The organism is Bacteroides sp. MSK.20.82 (genome assembly GCF_019052485.1).
GTDB classification, from domain to species: domain Bacteria; phylum Bacteroidota; class Bacteroidia; order Bacteroidales; family Bacteroidaceae; genus Bacteroides; species Bacteroides thetaiotaomicron.
In genome coordinates, this window is sequence record NZ_JAHQUN010000056.1 from 1 (window position 1) to 19,510 (window position 19,510).

General features: G+C 39.9%; 11 protein-coding genes and 2 pseudogenes. 11 read left to right on the top strand and 2 right to left on the bottom strand.

The genetic code is table 11. The features are described 5' to 3' along the window. The first annotated feature begins 82 nt into the window (after window positions 1-82). The 11 genes and pseudogenes from KTR07_RS24575 (at window position 83) to KTR07_RS24620 (ending at window position 14,782) form a co-directional block, all read left to right on the top strand. On the top strand, window positions 83-1,273 hold the full coding sequence (locus tag KTR07_RS24575; protein WP_008766045.1) for an AGE family epimerase/isomerase: 1,191 nt from the start codon (window positions 83-85) through the stop codon (window positions 1,271-1,273). A gap of 48 nt (window positions 1,274-1,321) precedes the next feature. Then, entirely contained in the window at window positions 1,322-3,514 is a 2,193-nt protein-coding gene (locus tag KTR07_RS24580) for an alpha-N-acetylglucosaminidase (protein ID WP_011107267.1), read from the top strand. A gap of 134 nt (window positions 3,515-3,648) precedes the next feature. Next, entirely contained in the window at window positions 3,649-6,768 is a 3,120-nt protein-coding gene (locus tag KTR07_RS24585; protein ID WP_011107268.1) for a TonB-dependent receptor, read from the top strand. A 14-nt stretch (window positions 6,769-6,782) separates the two neighbouring features. Continuing rightward, window positions 6,783-8,666: a RagB/SusD family nutrient uptake outer membrane protein gene (locus KTR07_RS24590; protein WP_011107269.1), complete on the top strand. Its 1,884-nt coding sequence runs from the start codon at window positions 6,783-6,785 to the stop codon at window positions 8,664-8,666. A gap of 21 nt (window positions 8,667-8,687) precedes the next feature. Continuing rightward, window positions 8,688-10,064: a BT_3987 domain-containing protein gene (locus KTR07_RS24595; RefSeq protein WP_224200357.1), complete on the top strand. Its 1,377-nt coding sequence runs from the start codon at window positions 8,688-8,690 to the stop codon at window positions 10,062-10,064. A gap of 77 nt (window positions 10,065-10,141) precedes the next feature. Continuing rightward, a pseudogene (locus tag KTR07_RS28830) lies at window positions 10,142-11,110 on the top strand (DUF4855 domain-containing protein); the annotation flags it as partial. Continuing rightward, the gene (locus KTR07_RS28835; RefSeq protein WP_050581214.1) at window positions 11,108-11,857 is read left to right on the top strand and encodes a glycerophosphodiester phosphodiesterase; all 750 of its coding nucleotides are present in this window, start codon (window positions 11,108-11,110) and stop codon (window positions 11,855-11,857) included. The pseudogene KTR07_RS28830 and the gene KTR07_RS28835, both read left to right, overlap by 3 nt. Window positions 11,858-11,940: 83 nt before the next feature. Next, complete coding sequence (locus KTR07_RS24605; protein ID WP_162838067.1) at window positions 11,941-12,093, top strand: hypothetical protein; 153 nt, start codon at window positions 11,941-11,943, stop codon at window positions 12,091-12,093. Next, window positions 12,050-12,400, top strand: a pseudogene (locus tag KTR07_RS24610) (fibronectin type III-like domain-contianing protein); the annotation flags it as partial. The gene KTR07_RS24605 and the pseudogene KTR07_RS24610, both read left to right, overlap by 44 nt. A gap of 11 nt (window positions 12,401-12,411) precedes the next feature. Further along, the gene (locus tag KTR07_RS24615) at window positions 12,412-13,668 is read left to right on the top strand and encodes a hypothetical protein (RefSeq protein ID WP_016267822.1); all 1,257 of its coding nucleotides are present in this window, start codon (window positions 12,412-12,414) and stop codon (window positions 13,666-13,668) included. A gap of 13 nt (window positions 13,669-13,681) precedes the next feature. After that, window positions 13,682-14,782 (top strand): SGNH/GDSL hydrolase family protein, encoded by a 1,101-nt coding sequence (locus tag KTR07_RS24620; RefSeq protein WP_217315524.1) that lies wholly within the window; start codon window positions 13,682-13,684, stop codon window positions 14,780-14,782. Between the two features lie 656 nt (window positions 14,783-15,438). Here KTR07_RS24620 and KTR07_RS24625 read toward each other — a convergent pair. Both KTR07_RS24625 and KTR07_RS24630 read right to left on the bottom strand, forming a co-directional pair. Beyond that, window positions 15,439-16,848 carry a DUF5009 domain-containing protein gene (locus KTR07_RS24625; RefSeq protein WP_016267819.1) on the bottom strand — a complete coding sequence of 470 codons (1,410 nt, stop codon included), beginning with the start codon at window positions 16,846-16,848 and terminating at the stop codon, window positions 15,439-15,441. After that, the gene (locus KTR07_RS24630; protein ID WP_217315525.1) at window positions 16,845-19,499 is read right to left on the bottom strand and encodes an alpha amylase family protein; all 2,655 of its coding nucleotides are present in this window, start codon (window positions 19,497-19,499) and stop codon (window positions 16,845-16,847) included. Before KTR07_RS24630 ends, KTR07_RS24625 begins: the two co-directional genes overlap by 4 nt. Window positions 19,500-19,510 lie beyond the last annotated feature (11 nt).

Here is a 19,510-nt window from a genome sequence, read left to right on the forward strand (position 1 = left end):
TCACTGGAAGAGATTGAAAGATACTGGACCCGGTCGGAACAGTAGAAGAAAGAAACCTTAATAACTTAACACTTAAAGATATATGGATTTTAAAACACTAGCCAATCAATATCGGAATGAATTATTGGATAATGTCCTTCCATTCTGGCTCGAACACTCTCAAGATCTTGAGTTTGGCGGTTATTTCACCTGCTTAGACCGCAAAGGAGGAGTTTTTGATACAGATAAATTCATCTGGTTGCAGGGACGTGAGGTATGGATGTTCTCCATGCTTTACAACAAAGTGGAAAAACGACAGGAATGGCTGGATTGTGCCGTTCTGGGTGGTGAGTTCTTGAAAAAATATGGACATAATGGAGATTACAACTGGTATTTTTCACTCAATCGTTCGGGTAGACCATTAGTAGAACCATACAATATTTTCTCATATACTTTTGCCACCATGGCCTTCGGGCAGTTGAGTCTTGCTACCGGAAGTCAGGAATATGCAGACATAGCAAAAAAAACTTTTGAAATCATACTCTCTAAAGTTGATAATCCGAAAGGTAAATGGAATAAGCTTCATCCAGATACACGAAACTTGAAGAACTTCGCTCTCCCGATGATCCTTTGCAATCTGGCTTTGGAGATAGAACATCTGCTGGACCCTGACTACTTAAAACTAACAATGGAAACCTGCATCCATGAAGTGATGAATGTCTTTTATCGTCCGGAGCTGGGTGGTATCATTGTTGAGAATGTCGATATGGACGGTAATCTGGTGGATTGCTTCGAAGGTCGTCAGGTGACCCCCGGTCATGCTATCGAAGCGATGTGGTTTATCATGGATCTGGGCAAAAGGCTGGACCGACCGGAGCTCATACAACAAGCAATGTTAACCACCTTAACAATGCTTGATTACGGTTGGGACAAGCAATGTGGCGGCATCTATTACTTTATGGACCGTAACGGTTGTCCTCCCCAACAACTGGAGTGGGATCAGAAACTTTGGTGGGTACACATTGAATCTTTGATTTCATTATTGAAAGGTTATCAGCTGACCGGAGATAAAAGATGTTTGGAATGGTTTGAGAAGGTACATGACTACACATGGACACATTTCAAAGATCCGGAATATCCGGAATGGTTCGGTTATCTGAATCGGCAGGGAGAAGTATTGCTGCCACTCAAAGGTGGGAAATGGAAAGGCTGCTTTCATGTACCAAGGGGATTATTTCAATGCTGGAAAGTACTGGAAGAGTTACGAGAAACAAATGAAATTATACATCCATGAAAATCAAATATCTAACATATAATACATTCTTATTTTTATTACCCTGATATGAACAGACAATACTTCTATATAATACTTACAATTTTTCTTTTTACAAGTTGTAGAAAGGATACTGGATCAAGTAACCCAGTATTAGAACAGATGTGCCAGAGATTATTTCCTCAACATGCAGATTCTTTTGAATTTGAATTACTAAATGACTCAAACCAGATGGATCGTTTTATACTAGAATCGGCACACAAGAAAATTTGCATAAAAGGAAATAATAATAATTCTTTGGCCGTAGGTCTTAACCATTATCTGAAATATTACTGCCATACGAATGTATCTTGGTATGCCTCTGATAGCATTGATATGCCCGAAGAGTTACCAGTAATTCCTCAACCAATATCTATCCGTTCTAAGTGTGACAATCGTTTCTTCTTGAACTACTGTACATTTGGATATACAATGCCTTATTGGAAATGGTCTGATTGGGAAAGGTTGATTGACTGGATGGCATTAAATGGAATTACGATGCCATTAGCTATCAGTGGACAAGAGACAGTATGGTATAAGGTCTGGAGCAAATTAGGATTAAACGATGAACAAATACGTTCATATTTCACAGGACCTGCGCACTTGCCCTGGCATCGTATGTCTAATGTCGATTATTGGCAAAGTCCCCTGCCGAAATCATGGTTGGAGCAACAAGAAGTATTACAGAAACAAATATTAAAGAGGGAACGCGACTTTAATATGACCCCTGTTTTACCTGCATTTTCTGGGCACGTACCTAAAGAACTTAAAGCAATCTATCCAGATGCCAAAATTCACGAAATGAGTCAATGGGGAGGATATGATTCAAAATATCGCAGTCATTTTATAGAACCAATGGACTCTCTGTTCAACATCATTCAAAAAATGTATTTGGAAGAGCAGACGGCAATATATGGCACAGATCATATTTATGGAATTGATCCTTTTAATGAGGTTGATTCTCCAAATTGGAATGAAGATTTCCTGGCAAAGGTTTCTAAGAAGATATATGAGTCCATTTATCAAGTAGATGCTGAGGCTAAGTGGTTGCAAATGACATGGATGTTTTACCATGATCAAAAGAAATGGACACAACCCAGAATCCGTTCTTTCCTGGAGGCTGTGCCAGATGACAAACTCATACTGTTGGATTACTATTGTGACAGTACAGAAATATGGAGGAATACGGAAATGTACTACGGAAAACCATATATGTGGTGCTACTTAGGCAATTTTGGTGGAAACTCCATGATGGTCGGAAATCTGGATGATGTTGATGTCAAAATTGAAAAACTCTTTGTAGAAGGTGGTGAGAATGTATATGGCCTAGGAGCTACCTTGGAAGGCTTCGATGTGAATCCTTTTATGTATGAATTTGTATTTGACCAGGCATGGGATTATCCGTTAACAACTGATCAATGGATTCAAAACTGGGCAAAATGCAGAGGGGGAAATCAAGATAGACATATTCTGAAAGCATGGGATTCATTACATAAAAAAATATATAAAAAGTATGCAACAGCAGGGCAAGCCGTTTTAATGAATGCACGTCCAATGTTAGTGGGCACAGATAGTTGGAATACCTATCCGGACATCACTTACAACAATCGTGACTTATGGGATATTTGGACAGAAATGTTGAAAGCCAGTCATATAAACAATACTGGATATCGATTTGATGTAATAAATGTAGGACGGCAAGTATTAGGAAATCTCTTTTCCTCGTTTAGAGATCATTTCACTCAATGTTATTCAGAAAAAGACATAGATGGAATGAAGAAATGGGCCGATCAAATGGATGCACTATTGATAGATACAGACCGTCTGTTATCCTGTGAAACCAATTTCTCAATCGGTAAGTGGATTGACGATGCACGTTCTTTTGGAAAAACAGAAGCTGAAAAAGAATATTATGAGGAAAATGCACGTTGTATCCTGACAGTATGGGGACAAAAGGCAACCCAGTTAAATGACTATGCAAACAGGGGCTGGGGTGGATTAACTTACAGTTATTATCGTGAACGTTGGAAGCGCTTTACAACAGAAGTAATAACCGCTTCATTATCCGGCCAGAAGTTTGATGAAAAACAATTTTATCAATCAATTACTGACTTCGAATATGAGTGGACATTATCCAAAGAGCACCATCCTATAATTTCTGGAGAGAACCCGATATTGTTGGCCAAGACATTATCTGAGAAATATATGCAATATTTTTATTAAGTACATACCTCAAAATAATTATAAATTATAAAACAAAACAGCCTATGAATATAATACCGAACTTATAATTAAGGAAATTATCAAATCTAAAGAAGAAAAAAATACAGAATTACTTAACTTTAAATTATTAATGTATGATGTCGGACTTACGAAAAAACATTTTTTCAATTAAAATCTGGACTGTTACGACATTCTGTTTATTATCACTAGTAAACATGAACGCCAGTAATACTCTCGCTCATTCTTTACAAAAAGATGAGATCAAAGAAGTAAAGGACAATCCTGGCAAGAAAGTAACAGGAAAAGTCTTGGATGAATTTGGAGAACCTATTCCCAGTGCATCAATATTGGTAGAAGGACGTTCAAGGGGAGTTATCACTGACTTGGACGGAACATTTGTGATAGAAGTCTTGCCAACAGATAAACTAGTCGTTTCTTTTCTTGGAATGGAAACGCAGACTATTTTGGTGGGTAAGCAAACAAATATCGTAGTTAAAATGCAACCCCAAACAGCAGAACTTGACGAAGTTACCGTAGTAGCATATGGTAAACAGCGAAAAGCAAGCGTTATTGGTGCCATCAATACAGTTTCGATGAATGAGCTGAAAATGCCTGTTGCTAAATTGAGTTCCGGTTTGGCCGGACAGTTGGCTGGTATAGTTGTCATGCAGCGTTCAGGTGAACCGGGTGCAGGTGCTGATTTTTGGATTCGGGGTATCAATACTTTCGGTGCAGGCAACAAACCTTTAGTGCTGGTTGATGGAGTAGAACGTAGTATGGACCTTGTAGATGTTGAGGATATCGCTTCTTTCTCTATTCTGAAAGACGCTACCGCAACAGCATTATATGGAGTGCGTGGAGCCAATGGTATTGTACTTATCACGACAAAACGTGGAACCGAATCAGCACCTAAGATTAATGCACGCGTAGAATATGGTTTTACCAATCCAGTACGTATGCCCGAATTGGCTAATACGGAACAATGGATCAATTATTATAATGATATTACTTTGGAATCATCCGGACGCTTGGCTATACAACCTGAAGAAAAAGCAAAATACCTGAATAATACAGATCCGGATCTTTACCCGAATGTAGATTGGATGCAAACATTGTTTAAAGACTTCTCCAACACCACACGCGTGAATATCAACGTTACCGGGGGATCTCCTAAAATACGTTATTATGTAGGCGGCTCCTTTTATTCGGAAGGCAGTGTATTCAATATTTCGGATAAAGACCGCTACGATGCTTCAATGCGCTATAACAAGTTTAGTTTTCGTTCAAATATTGATATCAATGTAACTTCATCTACTGAGCTGAGTCTCTCACTGTCCAATCAATATGAGACCAAGAACCGTCCTTATGGTTCACTATCAGATTTGTATGCTTATATGATCCGAACTTCTCCGATAGCTACTCCTACTATTTATTCAGATGGCACTTTAGCTAAACCAAGTACGGGTACCAATCCTTATAACAGCCTGAATAACTCTGGGTACTCGCAGGATTTCTTCAACAATGCGCAATCACTTATTTCGCTTACACAGGATTTCTCAAAAATGGTAACTCCGGGATTAAAAGCCAATGTTAAGTTCTCATGGGACGCCTACAATGCGCATACACTAAACCGCATTGTAACACCATCTACCTACTATGCAACAGGACGTGATGAAGAAGGAAATCTTGACTTTGTAAGGAGTACTGAAGGTAGTGATTATATGAAACTCACACGGACGAATTCGGGCACACGTACTATCAACTTTGAAGCCTCAGCCAATTACGACCGCCTCTTTGGAGAAAAGCACCGTGTTGGAGCCTTGTTTCTTTTTAGTATGCGTAACTATACAGACAATTTCCCGGGTAATTATGTAGACGCTTTTGCCCACAAAAACATCGGTATTGCCGGTAGAGCTACTTATTCATATTACGACCGTTATTTTGCTGAATTTAACTTCGGATACAATGGCTCTGAGAATTTCGCACCTGACAAACGTTTTGGTTTCTTTCCCTCTTTTGCTATAGGATATATGCTAAGCAACGAAGCTTTCTGGGATCCGTTGCGTTCTACTATCCACCTGTTGAAAATCAAAGGTTCGTATGGAGAAATAGGTAATGACCAGATTGGCGGAAACAGACGTTTTGCATTCAACTCCACCATGAAAGAAGGACAATACGGCTATATTTTCGGAACGAATCCCGGTAGTGGAAGTATCGTAGGTATTTCTACAGGTATTCCGGGAAACCTGAATGTTTCATGGGAGAAAGCTCAAAAAGCGAATGTGGGACTGGAACTTGGCTTATTTGACCAGCTTAAATTCCAACTTGATTATTTTTATGAAAAGCGTACCGGTATCTATATTCAGCAAGAAAGTGTTCCTTCAATCGTCGGTCTCAATGAAACCCAGTATGTGAATCTTGGAGAAATGAAGAATCAAGGTTTCGATGGTTCTATGGAGTATGAACAACGATTTAATGACTGGTATGTCTCTGCCCGTGCCAATTTCACTTACAATCGAAATAAAAAGTTGTATGATGATAAACCGACTCCTATATGGCCCTACCAAAGTGAAGCTGGATTTGCCTATCGTCAGCAACGCGGTCTTATAGCTCTAGGTCTTTTTGAGTCAGAAGAAGATATAGCCAATAGCCCCAAACAAAACTTTGGAAACGTTCGTCCTGGTGATATTAAATATAAAGACATCAATGGTGATAACGTTATCGACGCATACGATAAGGTAGCGATTGGCTATACGGACGTACCGGAAATAAATTATGGATTTGGTATTAGTCTGGGCTGGAAAGGATTTGACGCTTCTCTGTTTATGCAGGGAGTAGGAAATGTGACTCGTATTATCGGTGGAGACGCTCTTTATGGTGCCTCTGATAATATAGAGCGTTTAGGACAGATTTACGCAGATGTAGCCGAAAAACGTTGGACAACCAGCAATCCTAATCCTAATGCTACTTATCCACGGCTTTCTATGAGCAAGGTAGAGAATAATCTTCAACCCTCCACCTACTGGCAACGTAATATGAGTTTTCTTCGTTTGAAAAATGTGGAGATAGGATATACCCTTCCGAAGCATATTTATAAACGTCTGGGCATGTCATCAATTCGTGTTTATGCACAGGGTGTCAACCTTTTGACATTCAGCAAATTCAAATTGTGGGATCCCGAACTCGATTCCAACTATGGAAATATATATCCTCAGATGAGAACAATCACCTTAGGTCTTAATCTTAACTTTTAAAGTATATTAGAACTATGAATAAAAAGATACGAATTTTAGGAATATTCCTATACTTCACCGTTGCATTCAGCTTTGTATCATGCAACGATTATCTGGATGTGACTTTGCTCGACCAGCTTACACAAGACGAAACCTTTAGTAAGCGTGTCTCTACCGAACAGTATTTAGCGCATGTTTATAGCTACTTGCCACGGGAATATGAATATCTGGAAGAAGGAAGCGCAGTTCCCCGTAGTGATGAAGCCATGTTCTCCTGGTATCAGTGGGTCAACTACCTCTCTTTCAATAATGGATCATGGGGACCTTCTACTCCAAACTATAATATTTGGAAAGCAAAGTATACAGGCATAAAACAAGCTAGTATATTCATGAACCATGTTGACGAATGTTTGGAGATTGACTCTGAAACGAGACGTATAATGAAAGCAGAAGCACGTTTTCTGCGAGCTTATTATTACTTTGAACTATTCCGTCAATATGGTCCTGTGTATATCTGGGGAGACATCGAATCGGATGAACTTATAAAACCGGAAACGATAGACCGTCATACAGTTGATGAAAACGTAAATTTCATAGCTGAAGAATATGATAAGGCTATTGCAGAACTTCCTGCAGAGATCAGCGATTTCACAAAATGGGCAGGACGTATCACCAAGGGAGCGGCAATGGCTGCCAAAGCGCGCTTAATGCTCTATGCCGCCAGTCCATTGTATAATGGATGCGATCTTTATAAAGGACAAATGAAGAATCTGTATGGTGATTTCCTTTTTCCACAAAGTCCCGATCCTCAAAAATGGGAAAAAGCCGCTAAAGCTGCCAAAGACGTTATAGATATGAACATCTATGAATTGTACAAAGACCAGACTGAAGCAGACCCTTTACTGCGTGCCATCAAATCTTATCAAGGAGTTCTTTTTGAAGAGTGGAATAAAGAGACGATCTGGGGTGCCTGGGGACGTAATCCTACTAATACTGGACTCGGAGCTATAGGTTTCTATCTGTATAGCCGGTGCATGCCTCCTAGAGTTTGTGAATTGGGTGTCGGTGGTTTCTGCCCGTCTCTGAAATTAGTAGATACTTATCCGATGGCTAAATCCGGAAGATATCCTGTTACCGGATATGACAATAACGGGAATCCTGTAATTGATGAGCAATCGGGATATACAAATACCGGTTTTACAGAAAATTTCAAGCAGCCGGGAGTCAGTTTTGCACCTGGATTTAAAGCGCATAATAGCTGTGTCGGACGTGACGCCCGTTTTTATGCTTCTGTATTTCCAAATGGTTTTTATTGGATCAATCAATATAAAGGCATAAAACAAGTTACCTTTTTTACGGGAGGATCGTCCTCGTACTTAGAATCCGGAGATTGTGTCAAAGTCGGATATATGTGGAGACGCCCACTCGATCCTGCTCTTAATACAGAAAGTGGCAGTTGGGGAACCGTATTCTGGCCCTATTTCCGTTTGGCCGAAATATATCTTGACTATGCTGAAGCTTGCAATGAGAAGCCCGAACGCAATGAAACGGAAGCATTGAAGTATATTAACCTTGTTCGCGAACGTTCCGGTTTAAATGCCCTCGAAACAGCGTATCCGGAAGTGAAAGGCAATAAGGATTTGTTGCGGATGCTGATTCAAAAGGAACGCATGGTAGAATTAGCCTTTGAGGGACACCGATATTATGATGCCCGTCGCTGGATGATTGCTCAACAAGAGTTTCCCGGACCGGAATATTCTCTTAATTTATTGGCCACTTCATACGAAGATTCTTGGTCGCGGACATCAAATGTTTGGAAAGGTGGTCCTCGGGTATTTGAGCCTAAGCATTATTTCTTCCCTATCAATCAAGAACAATTGAGTGAAATGAAGAATATTACTCAGAATTACGGATGGTAAATATATGTAATGGATATAAATATGAAAAAACATAAGACAATACAATTCATAGTTGCTGCACTTTTTATTGCATCGGCATGTACTGATGATCGTGATAATCTCATGGTTAATGATCAAATCGGACTATTGCATTCTACCTATACAGAAACGGAGATATTCCGTGGTATGGATACCCCCTATCAATTATTTGTTATCAAAAGTGGGAAAGGAAAGCAGGAGACAGAAGTTTCCATTTCTGTTGACGAGACTGTTCTTCAGAGTTATAATACGGATAATGGAACATCGATCCAATTATTACCTTCCGATTGTTATACCATTCTTCAGCCTGCTCTGCGTCTCAACGATTCCGACTATCGGAAAGCTTTTGATATTAAATGGAATGCCGACCGTCTATCCGATCTTCTTTCTACGGGAAAGGAATATGGCTTGCCCATACAAATGAGTGTGGTGCAAAATTTTATCTCTGCAGATGATGAGCGACTAAAAACCATTATTGTACCTACTATTAAGGAACCTTATTTGCAAATGGATGTTCCTGGTATGAGTCCGGTTACTGATTTTATGCCGACTTTCGGCGATTTGAATGAAAGAGAACTGTTCGTAAAGATAAGAACTAATTATTCTAATGACGAAGATATTTCATTTCAGATTGAAGTCGATCCTCAGTTAGTCATTGATTATAATACCGCTCATGGCACGGCTTATAAAATGTTGCCGGAGAGTTCCTTTACTGTAGATAATAAAGGAGTTATATTAACAGGCATGAAGGAAACATTCATTAAAATTAAATACCACAAGAAAGGGTTAATACCGGAAGAGGGTACTTATTTATTTGGTGACTATGTACTTCCACTACGCATTACTTCCGTTTCAAAATATGGTATAAGTCCTGATGCTGCGTCCAAACTGTACACAGTTAAATTCCAACCGGACCCAATAGACAAGAAAGGATGGAGTGTTATAGATTTCAACAACTGTTGTACCCAAGACGGCGGATGGTATCTGAATATGGGATGGGGAGTGGAATCATTGATAGACAATAATCCTGGCACACAATGGCTATGCCGATGGGATGTAAAAGAGCCCTTGCCCTATTACTTTGTATTTGACATGGGGAAAGAATATACATTATTCAGATTTGGATTTGCTAACCCTGTTGCACCAGCAGCACACGTTTGGGCAGGCACATCGAAAGCCGGTTATGTAGAAGCTAGTATTGATAACGAGAATTGGGTTAAATTAAAAGACTGGACTTCTCCCAAAATCGGAGAACCCAACGTTAATATGGATGTTCCTGCGACACAAGCCCGATACATTCGTTTTGTAATAACTGATACCTATCCGACTTATGACGGGCTGAGAGTTAGTCTTGGTGAAGTTTATGCTTGGGGTATGTAACTAAAAACATGAAAATTATGAACTATTTCTCACTATATCTAAAAGGATTGATATGTTTCTGTCTGTTATTTATTACTATGGATAGTCATGCGCTATCCATAGATAAAGGATATAGACAGAATAAAATAAAAGATCTGGCACTTATTTACCAGGGAGGAGTGCATCGTATTGACTGGACTTCGGATCAATTTCTCCCCTATGTGGTACATCAGTTTGCAGATGGACATAAAGACTGGTTATTTGACGGATTCTTGTTTTTGGAGTTCACAGATGGGAAAGGCTGTGGCTTTGCAACACGCTACTCAGATAAAAATGCAAGAAAAAAAGAATGGCTATGGTTATTAGATCGTCTTTTTGAAGATGGAAAAGCGCTGTCTGCCTTAGATCGATGTATCGGAACACAGATTAAAGAAATTGGAAAACCGGATTTTACTCATCAGATAGTACTATGTCTTCCGGAAGTTCTTCCCGGACAAAAAGATTGGGGAGAAGTGGATGGCGAGCCAATGGACTTTTCCAGACAAGAGGATCAGGTGAAGGCCACCCGTTGGTATATCGATGAGTTAATGAAGCGATTCAAACAGGCAAAATACAAACATCTGAAACTATCAGGTTTCTACTGGCTGGCAGAGGATATTGATTTCACTAAAGATCTGTCAGTTCCATTAAGTAAGTATATTCATTCAATGAACAAAACATTTTGCTGGATTCCGTATTGGCAGGCAAAAGGCTACAACCAATGGAAAGAATTAGGCTTTGATATTGCTTATCAACAACCGAACCACTTTTTTAAAGCCTCTATTCCCGATAAAAGATTGGAAGAAGCATGTCAATCTGCCGCCACTCTGAACATGGGGATGGAACTTGAATTTGACGAAAGAGCATTGTTTGATGCCAAGGACTCGTTTTATAATCGTCTGGTAGCGTATATTGATCATTTTGAAAGACAACAAGCCTTCCGTACATCTGCAATGGCCTATTATAGTGGCAATCATGCTGTTCTTGATATGTATAAATCAACGAACCCGAAAGATCATGAAGTCATGGACAGACTGGCTAATCTGATTGTATCAAGACGTGGCAAGCAAAAAAAAGAATCTCATCAGACCAAAGTTATTGCCCATCGTGGATTCTGGAATACACCCGGATCTGCACAGAACTCGCTAGCAGCTTTAGTGAAAGCTGATTCAATAGGTTGTTACGGTTCGGAATTTGATGTATGGCTGACAGCTGACGATGAGTTGATGTTGAATCATGACGGATGGCATGACGGATACTCTCTGGAGAAAACATCTTCTGACGTGCTACGCACTTTAAAGTTAAGCAATGGGGAGAATATGCCAACTTTAGAGCAGTTCCTTGATAAAGCGAAGAAACTTAAAATACATCTGATACTGGAGATGAAACCCCTCAGTACTCCGGAACGTGAAACGAAAGCCGTTGAAATGATCCTAAAGTTGGTGGAAGAGAAAAAATTGACTCACAGAGTAGAATACATCTCTTTTTCCCGTCATGTGATGTGTGAGTTTATACGTCTGGCACCTCCTAAAACTCCAATTTTGTATTTGGGACAGGATATTTCGCCCAAGGAACTGAAACAATTGGGAGCTACCGGGGCAGATTACAATTATTGGGCTTATCATAAAAATCCGGATTGGTTGAAAGATCTGAAAAATTCAGGGATGACCTCCAATGTATGGACTGTAAATATCCCTTCTGAGATGCAATGGTGTATTGACAATGGTTTTGATCTGATAACCACAGATGCACCGACAGCTTTCTTAGGCTTATAATAATCATTTGGATAATATGCTGATGGAATCTGCCATCAGCATATTATATTTATACTGTTTATACGGACAAGAATAACAAAACAATGAAATCAATTAATATCATAGCAATCATGCCTTTTCTGGCATCATCTTTCATGACGCAAGCTCCTGTTTATCAAGATGTGAATCACCCCATTGGAGACAGAGTGGTAGGCGTATGGAAAACTAACAGCAAACAAGAAAGTCATGTCAGTTGACGAAACAATAACTTTCAGTTTAGCTGTCAAGAACACAGGGAACCGTGAAGGACAGGAAATTGTTCAGCTTTATATCAGAGACATAAAGTCTTCTCTTCCCCGCTCGGTGAAAGAATTAAAGAGATTTAAGAAAGTAAAATTAATGCCGGGTGAAGAAAAAATAGTTTCTTTGTCTATTGATAAAGAGGCATTAAGCTTTTTTGATGCGGAAAAACATGAATGGATTTGTGAACCGGGCAAATTTGAAGCTATCATAGCAGCATCAGCTATGGATATCAAAGATGTTCTCAAATTTGAATTAAAATAAAGATAGAAGCCATGACGAAACGTTTAATCCTTGCATTCGTATTTTTATCCTGGCACTTAGTAGCCTGCTCGAATGGAGATTCGGGAATTTCTTCCGGACTCCCGGATAAGCCTTCTGCGGAAGAAGACTCTCCCGGGACTGAAACGATATCCGAAGAAATGAGAGTGAAAATAACCGGCGAAGATTTATATATATCAGCCAAGTTAGATGCCAAAACCGATATTCTTTATTGGTTCAAGAAGTGTATGTTCAATGAACTGTTCACATTTTATAGAGTAGGAACAATTGACAACAATATGCCTACTCCTGCTACTCTGCCAGATGCTTCTCCGACTTCTCTTCTGAATCTGGCTTACAGTGACAATATCGGTCCTTTTAATATAACCGGATACGGGTGGTGTGGAGGAAATCATCCCTATCTGGATGAAGTTACTCAAACTGCCCGCAATATCGGTTATCGTATTTATATCGACGGAAAAGAAATAAAGACAGATCTATCGACTCTGACAAAAGAGATAAAGATTGAAGTAATCAATGAAATAATGAACCCTTCCAAAGCCGATACCAGTAGTGGAAAAACACTTCTGAATGAGATCTTATGTATTGAGACTGTCAATTATTCTATTTATAGAAATAACATTCAAGTCTTGGTTACTCATGAATTTCAAAATGAGTCTCCCGTGACAGTACAAATGTATTACGGAATGCAATCTATGTTTGACAAGGAGACACATACATTAACTGCCAATGGCAAGTATGTGGACTGGACAGTACAAAAGGATGTTTCTACCTTTACAAAGAAAGAGTATCCGTCATTTCGCCGTTTCATTGAGAAAAGCGCAAATGCGTATCAATCTTCTTATCTGTTTGCCGATGGATTGGGAAATCATGAAGAAATATCAGATGATGATATTATATTCATAGGAAATTCCAGCAATAAGACGTACCACAAGATTATAGCTGATAGAGAACACAAAAAGGGGGATATTATTCATTGGAGCGGAGTGTATACTTGGTTTAAGTCTCCTGTTTCTGATGATGATGATTTGCTGTGTTATGAAGGTGTTATAGATAATAAAAAGGTCCTTTTTATAGATTGCAAGAAGAGCGTCGACAGGACAATACAGTTGCCTGTCGATTATACAAAGAAGTCTTTTACGATTATAGAGAAAAGTAAATCAATAACAATTACCGGTAATAAAGTAACAGCCAAAGGACTTAGAATTGTATCCGACGGGTCCGGAAGTTGTGTGATTACCTTTGATTAATTTAGAAAACGATATGTGGAAAAATGTGTTAGTTCTGGTTAGCCTCTGTCTGTTGTTTGAAGATGTAAATGCTCAAACTACAAAGAACAGATACTATAAAGCTAATGATGAAAACGTTTCTTACGTGGGACGTACGGAAATACAGAGTGATGGCTCCGTTTCTTTCGACTGGACCGGTACTTATCTTCGTACCCGACTTTCGGGAGGAGAATTGTCTATGAAGATTTCAGATACTGGTATTAATTATTACAATGTTTTTGTAGACAGCCTTTTACACAAAACGGTAAAAGTATCCGGTAAAGATACTTTGATTAATTTCATTTCCGGCATGGATAAAAGCATCCATCATGTGTTGATTCAAAAACGTACGGAAGGGGAATGGGGAAAGACAACCATTCATCAATTTGTGCTTCACAATAAAGGAGAACTGATGAAAGAAACGGAGTGCCCGTCCAGACATATCGAATTTATCGGTAACTCGCTGACGTGTGGCTATGGTGTAGAAGGGAAAGACCGTAGCGAACCTTATAAAGCTGAAACGGAGAATTGCAACTTATCTTATGCCACTATTATCGCCCGCTATTTCAATGCCGATTATACGCTTATTGCACATTCCGGACGTGGAGTAGTCCGCAATTATGGAGATTCCGTCCGAATATCTGCCGTGACAATGAAAGACCGTATGCTGAATACATTTGATATGAATTTGGATAAGAAATGGGACTTTAAAACATACAAGCCCAATTTGGTGGTTGTTAATTTAGGAACTAATGATTTTTCCACCAATATATATCCGTTGGAAGATGAGTTTATTCATGCTTATAAGCTACTAATAAGCCGTCTTCGTGCAAATTACGGAGATGTCCCTATATTATGCATCAGTCCGGCTATTACTCAACGGCAGATCGTTCAATACATGGAGCGTATGCGCAAAGACTTGAATGATAAGAAAGTTTATATAGCAGTTCTTCCCGAAGGCCTTTGCGATCCGACTACAGACCTAGGAGCAGTATGGCATCCAAATTACAAAGGTCAAATGAAAATGGCTATGTCATTGATTCCTTATATGTCAACTATCACAGGATGGCCATTGAAAAAGGAATCGTTTTATTAAGACTTACCATGTTATATAATTATCAAAATGGCATTTTGTCATTTTGATAATTATAAACTCTCTAACGGGCGTATTTCCATCGTTTCATAGGATAGAGAATAAAATGACAGAGATTTGCCGTTACGGGAAATCACTTTGTTGCGAATATACATCTAGATGTATTCTTTTTGTGTTATTTTTCACACTATTCTGTAATATCTTTCTCTTTTTATATTACTTTGCATCATTCTGATTAATATTTTTCATCCTAAAACAAAGTCTAATAAATAAGATACCCATCATTTTAGAGCTAAAATATGCTCCTTTTAAACGGACTTAGCGTTGCTTTAAAAGCAATGGGACGTTCCTTTAAAAGCAACCTTATGTTTATTTACAATCAACCTTATGTTTTAGCTCAATCAACCTTATGTTTATTTCAAACTATACGGCGTTTTTTATGCAAATGACCGCTCGTTTATTCATAATCATGCATATTAATTCATGATTTTATGCATATCTCTTTCTATCTTTACTCATCTATCAAAAGATAGAAATAGCAAAAACAGGAAAATAAGGAAATTATGCTTCCTGTTTTGCTATTTATCTATCATTTTGTTTTCTGTTTAATTTGTTTTTAATGCCTGTTATTATACTGTGGGTATATCTATTGAATGATGTCAAGTTCTCCAAAACCACTTGATCTTAGTAAAAAACATCGTTACCAAGACAGCTAAAGACGTAATGATTACTCCCCGAAGGAATCCGAGCCACGCATTCTGCTGGAAGTAAGACAACAGCGAGACAAGTCCCAGTATATTAGCCAACGGCATAATGAATAAATCACTAACCACGTAAGCGATCATCGGATTCTGCCCGGACATAACAAGAAAGCGGCTACTTCGCACACATCTGAAATAATCACAGACAAGACTTAAGAATAAGAGCGCAAGGAATGCTAGACCGGAAGTTACAAAGAAATAACTAAAAGTGGCAGGATCTTTCTTGATACCTTCTTGAAAAGGTTCAAAACATAGCCCCAAAAGAAGAAGATATGCTCCGGCATTAAATAGCTTTTTCCATAACAAAGCGATTCCCTCTGTCGGACGTAAGAATATAAATTTGCCAATCAATAACAGCACAAGTGTCGCTAATAAATTCACAGCCAACATACGGGTGTAAAGCCCATAGAGATTAAATACAATAATCACCATAGTCAATATCAGTAACGCAATTCCTATCTTACGGTATTGCGGTGAAGCTGGCTGTTCGGTATCTTTTCGGCCCTTCATCCATTCCATCAAGTACTCACCGGCAATACTGCCGGGAATTACAATAAACAGATATTTCAGATAATCAAACCGATACATCCAGGGCAAAGGAGTATAATTGAACACCACCTGTGTCCAGGAACCTTCGACAGTACTTCCCAAAATGACAGCCATCAGCAGCAATAAAACTCCCAAACGCAACCATCGGTTATGCATCGTAAAAATGTAGAGGGCAGAACCGAAGATGGCCATATTGGCTAACAACAGAATAATCACATTACTAAAATACAGACTGAACGTTCTTCCATCGGCATAAGAAGTAGTAAGCATCATGATTACCGCAATTCCGTATGCGGCTATCTTTATGCCGGTATGTGCCCAGTCCGGCATTTTCAAAGGAATGCGCATGAACATCGGAAACAGAACCGCAAAGCAAAGAATAGCCAGCAGCCAGGCTCTGATGTCCTGCGGAGAACTCAACACATACGGATAAAAATGCTGAATGAAGATGGCAAAGAAAGTCAGTTGTACTCCACGTTTCACCGCTTCATATATTAATTTCAGTTTAGAGTCACCTTTCTCTGCACGCTTACCTATGGAAAAAGGGAAAGCTGCTCCCATCGCAAACAGAAAGAAAGGAAAAACAAGGTCTACCCATGTAATGCCGGGCAAAGAAGGATTGAATATATGATCAGGTGGCGGCGTCTGCGCATGACTCATCCAACCGGGGAGCACCTGCGTTACGATGGTAGCAGAAAGTACCATCGTAATAATCGCATATCCTCTCAAAGCGTCTAATGCATAGGCCCGGTTATTCATAAGGAACCTCCTCTTTTCATTCCTTCCTCTACTTCTTTCCACAGATTTTTGGTAATGATATGTACGATGTCAAATACCATTAATCCGTCCGAACGGCGAAGGTTCATCTCTATCGTTTCCGAAAGTTTGGCAGGGTTGTCATAGAATTGGTCCACTAGAATACCTCCCATAAATTTATTACCTTTCAATATCTGACGTAAATGTTGACAAGAGCCTTCTACACAATACCACGTACCGGATTGAGCCTGCGAATCAGTTTCGTTCCAGATACTCCGGTTCGTTTTTCTGTATTCCTCGATGGTTATGTCCGTATAATAATTACCGGTAGCATAAAGGTCTATCAGCTCGGCATAGCCATAATTTTTATATTCGGGTGTTGCCCAGCTGAAATCTTTGCCCGGATCATATTCTTTGCTGGCAAAGTTTACGCCTACTTCATAATAAGATGGATACCAGGCACCGGTGTAGGTGCCGAAAGAAACGTCAGGGTTGGCTGCCTTTACTTCTTTACGGGCAAGCGCCATGAAATCAGTAATGTTTTTAGTACGCCATTCCAGCCATTTCCGGAAATATTTTCCTGGTTGCGTTATGTATTTCCCATCTGCATTTTTAGTCCAACGGAAAATATCTTCGGGGAAGTTTGCGACTTTTTTACCGATGTATTCTTCAAACTTCTCACGTGACAATGAAGAAAAATCAGCGGTTATTCCATCGTAACGTACCCGGTCGAGCATCAGACCGTCCAGGTCGGGATATTTGCTCACGACTTCTTTCAGAACATTCAGGATATGGGTACGATATTCTTCGTTCAAAGGATTGATCATGGCACCATATTTATGCTTCTCTTCGGTGATTGGAATGATTCCTTTATCGGGAGTGTACACCATCGAAGCCCATTCCGGATGTCCGCTATATACCATTCCACGGTCAAAATAGTTGTGTCCGGCACAGAATACATTCAATGAGGCGTGTATCTCCAGCCCCAGTTCGTGCCCTTTTTTGATAAAGTATCCCAGATAGTCAAAATCACCGGCTTTGGCTCCTTTCCATTCTTTCATTTGCGGAGCATATTCACTTTTATATAAAACTTCCCCTGTGATCGGACGAATGTCGACAACCGCATGTGTAAAGCCCAGCGATTTGATTTTTTCCAAGTAATAATCAATCGAATCTTTATGACTGAAGCGCTCAAAGTTTGCTTCGGCATCAATCCACATTAAGGCCGGTTTCTTTTTGATGACGATCCGGAAAGGAGAAGCCGGAAGCCCGGCATTATTGCATAATTCCCCCTGCACATAATTCCGGAAGCAGTAGCGGACTTCTGTCGGGTCACTAACAGAATCATTCCATACTTTCACAGTAGATGTGCCATTGATGATCTCCGCCTTTGCAGGTCGGAATATACCATCGGAACCTACGATCTCAAAACCTTTCACATTCTGATTTTCCGGAGTCAGTCCTTCCTCTCCATATTCAAAGTCTATTTCTACAGCATTTCCCTGGATACGATAGGTCTTGTAGACTGGACCGGAATATTGGAACCCTTTTCGGCCGTAAGTCTGGGCCAGTGCCCAATAAGCTAACCGTTCTCCAACCTTAATCTTATAAGGTGAATGTATAAAGAGTTCGCTGCCTGCGTCTCCGGTGGTCACCATTCCCACTCCGGGAACTTCCTTCATCAGCTCCAACTGACATTGACGGAACCATGCCCAATCCAACTTGTCATTCCCTTCGGACTTCCAGGGAGCAATCTGGACATAATAAAATGGCATTTCAGCATTATGAAAGAAATTTCTCCATTGAGAGACCATGGCGGGAAAAAGCTTTTTATAAAGAGTAGGATCGGGAGTATTCGCCTCTCCCTGGTACCAGATAACTCCTTTGACAGGGAATCCTTTCCACGGATTTACCATTGCGTTCCACAACAGAGTAGGCGTCCCGGCAGCCCATTCGAATTTATCCTGATTTGTATCCGGCAAGGTTACTTCGGAAAAATGAGATAAGGTTTCTTTGTCCATCCATGCTTCAATCTTTGACATACTCCAGGAGCAATGTATTAATCCTACAGGCACGTCCAAGGATTGTTGCAACAGATTGCCGAAGAAATAAGCTGTTGCACTGAAATCGGCCACTTCTTCCGAAGATGCTTCACTCCATTGTCCGTCTATTCCTTCTTCTTTCGGAGTCGTGCTCCAATTGTTCTTTACGGTGTAAAGTCTTAATGGTCGTTTAGGATTAGCGGACACGATATAGGGCTGCGAACCATAGACCGGTTGTCCGCGGAACCCTTTTACCGGCATTTCCATATTCGACTGTCCGGAGCAGAACCAGACTTCACCGATCAGGATATTTTTTAAGGTCAGCTCTTCTCCGTCCGAAAAAGTAATGGTATATGGTCCGCCGGCTTCCGGAGTCGGAAGAGCCAGTGTCCATTGTCCGTTCCGGTCACAATCTGCATAGATTTTCCGATGATTCCATGAAGCGGAAGCATATACACGTTTTCCGGGAGTAGCCTTTCCACGAAAAGTAACTTCTGCTTGTTGCTGCAACACCATGTTGTCTCCCCAAATGGAGGTCAGGGTTACTTTAGCTTCTGTTTTCAGAACAAAGAACAAACTTATAAGTAGCCAAAAGTATCTGTTTCTGAACATATGATTTTAGT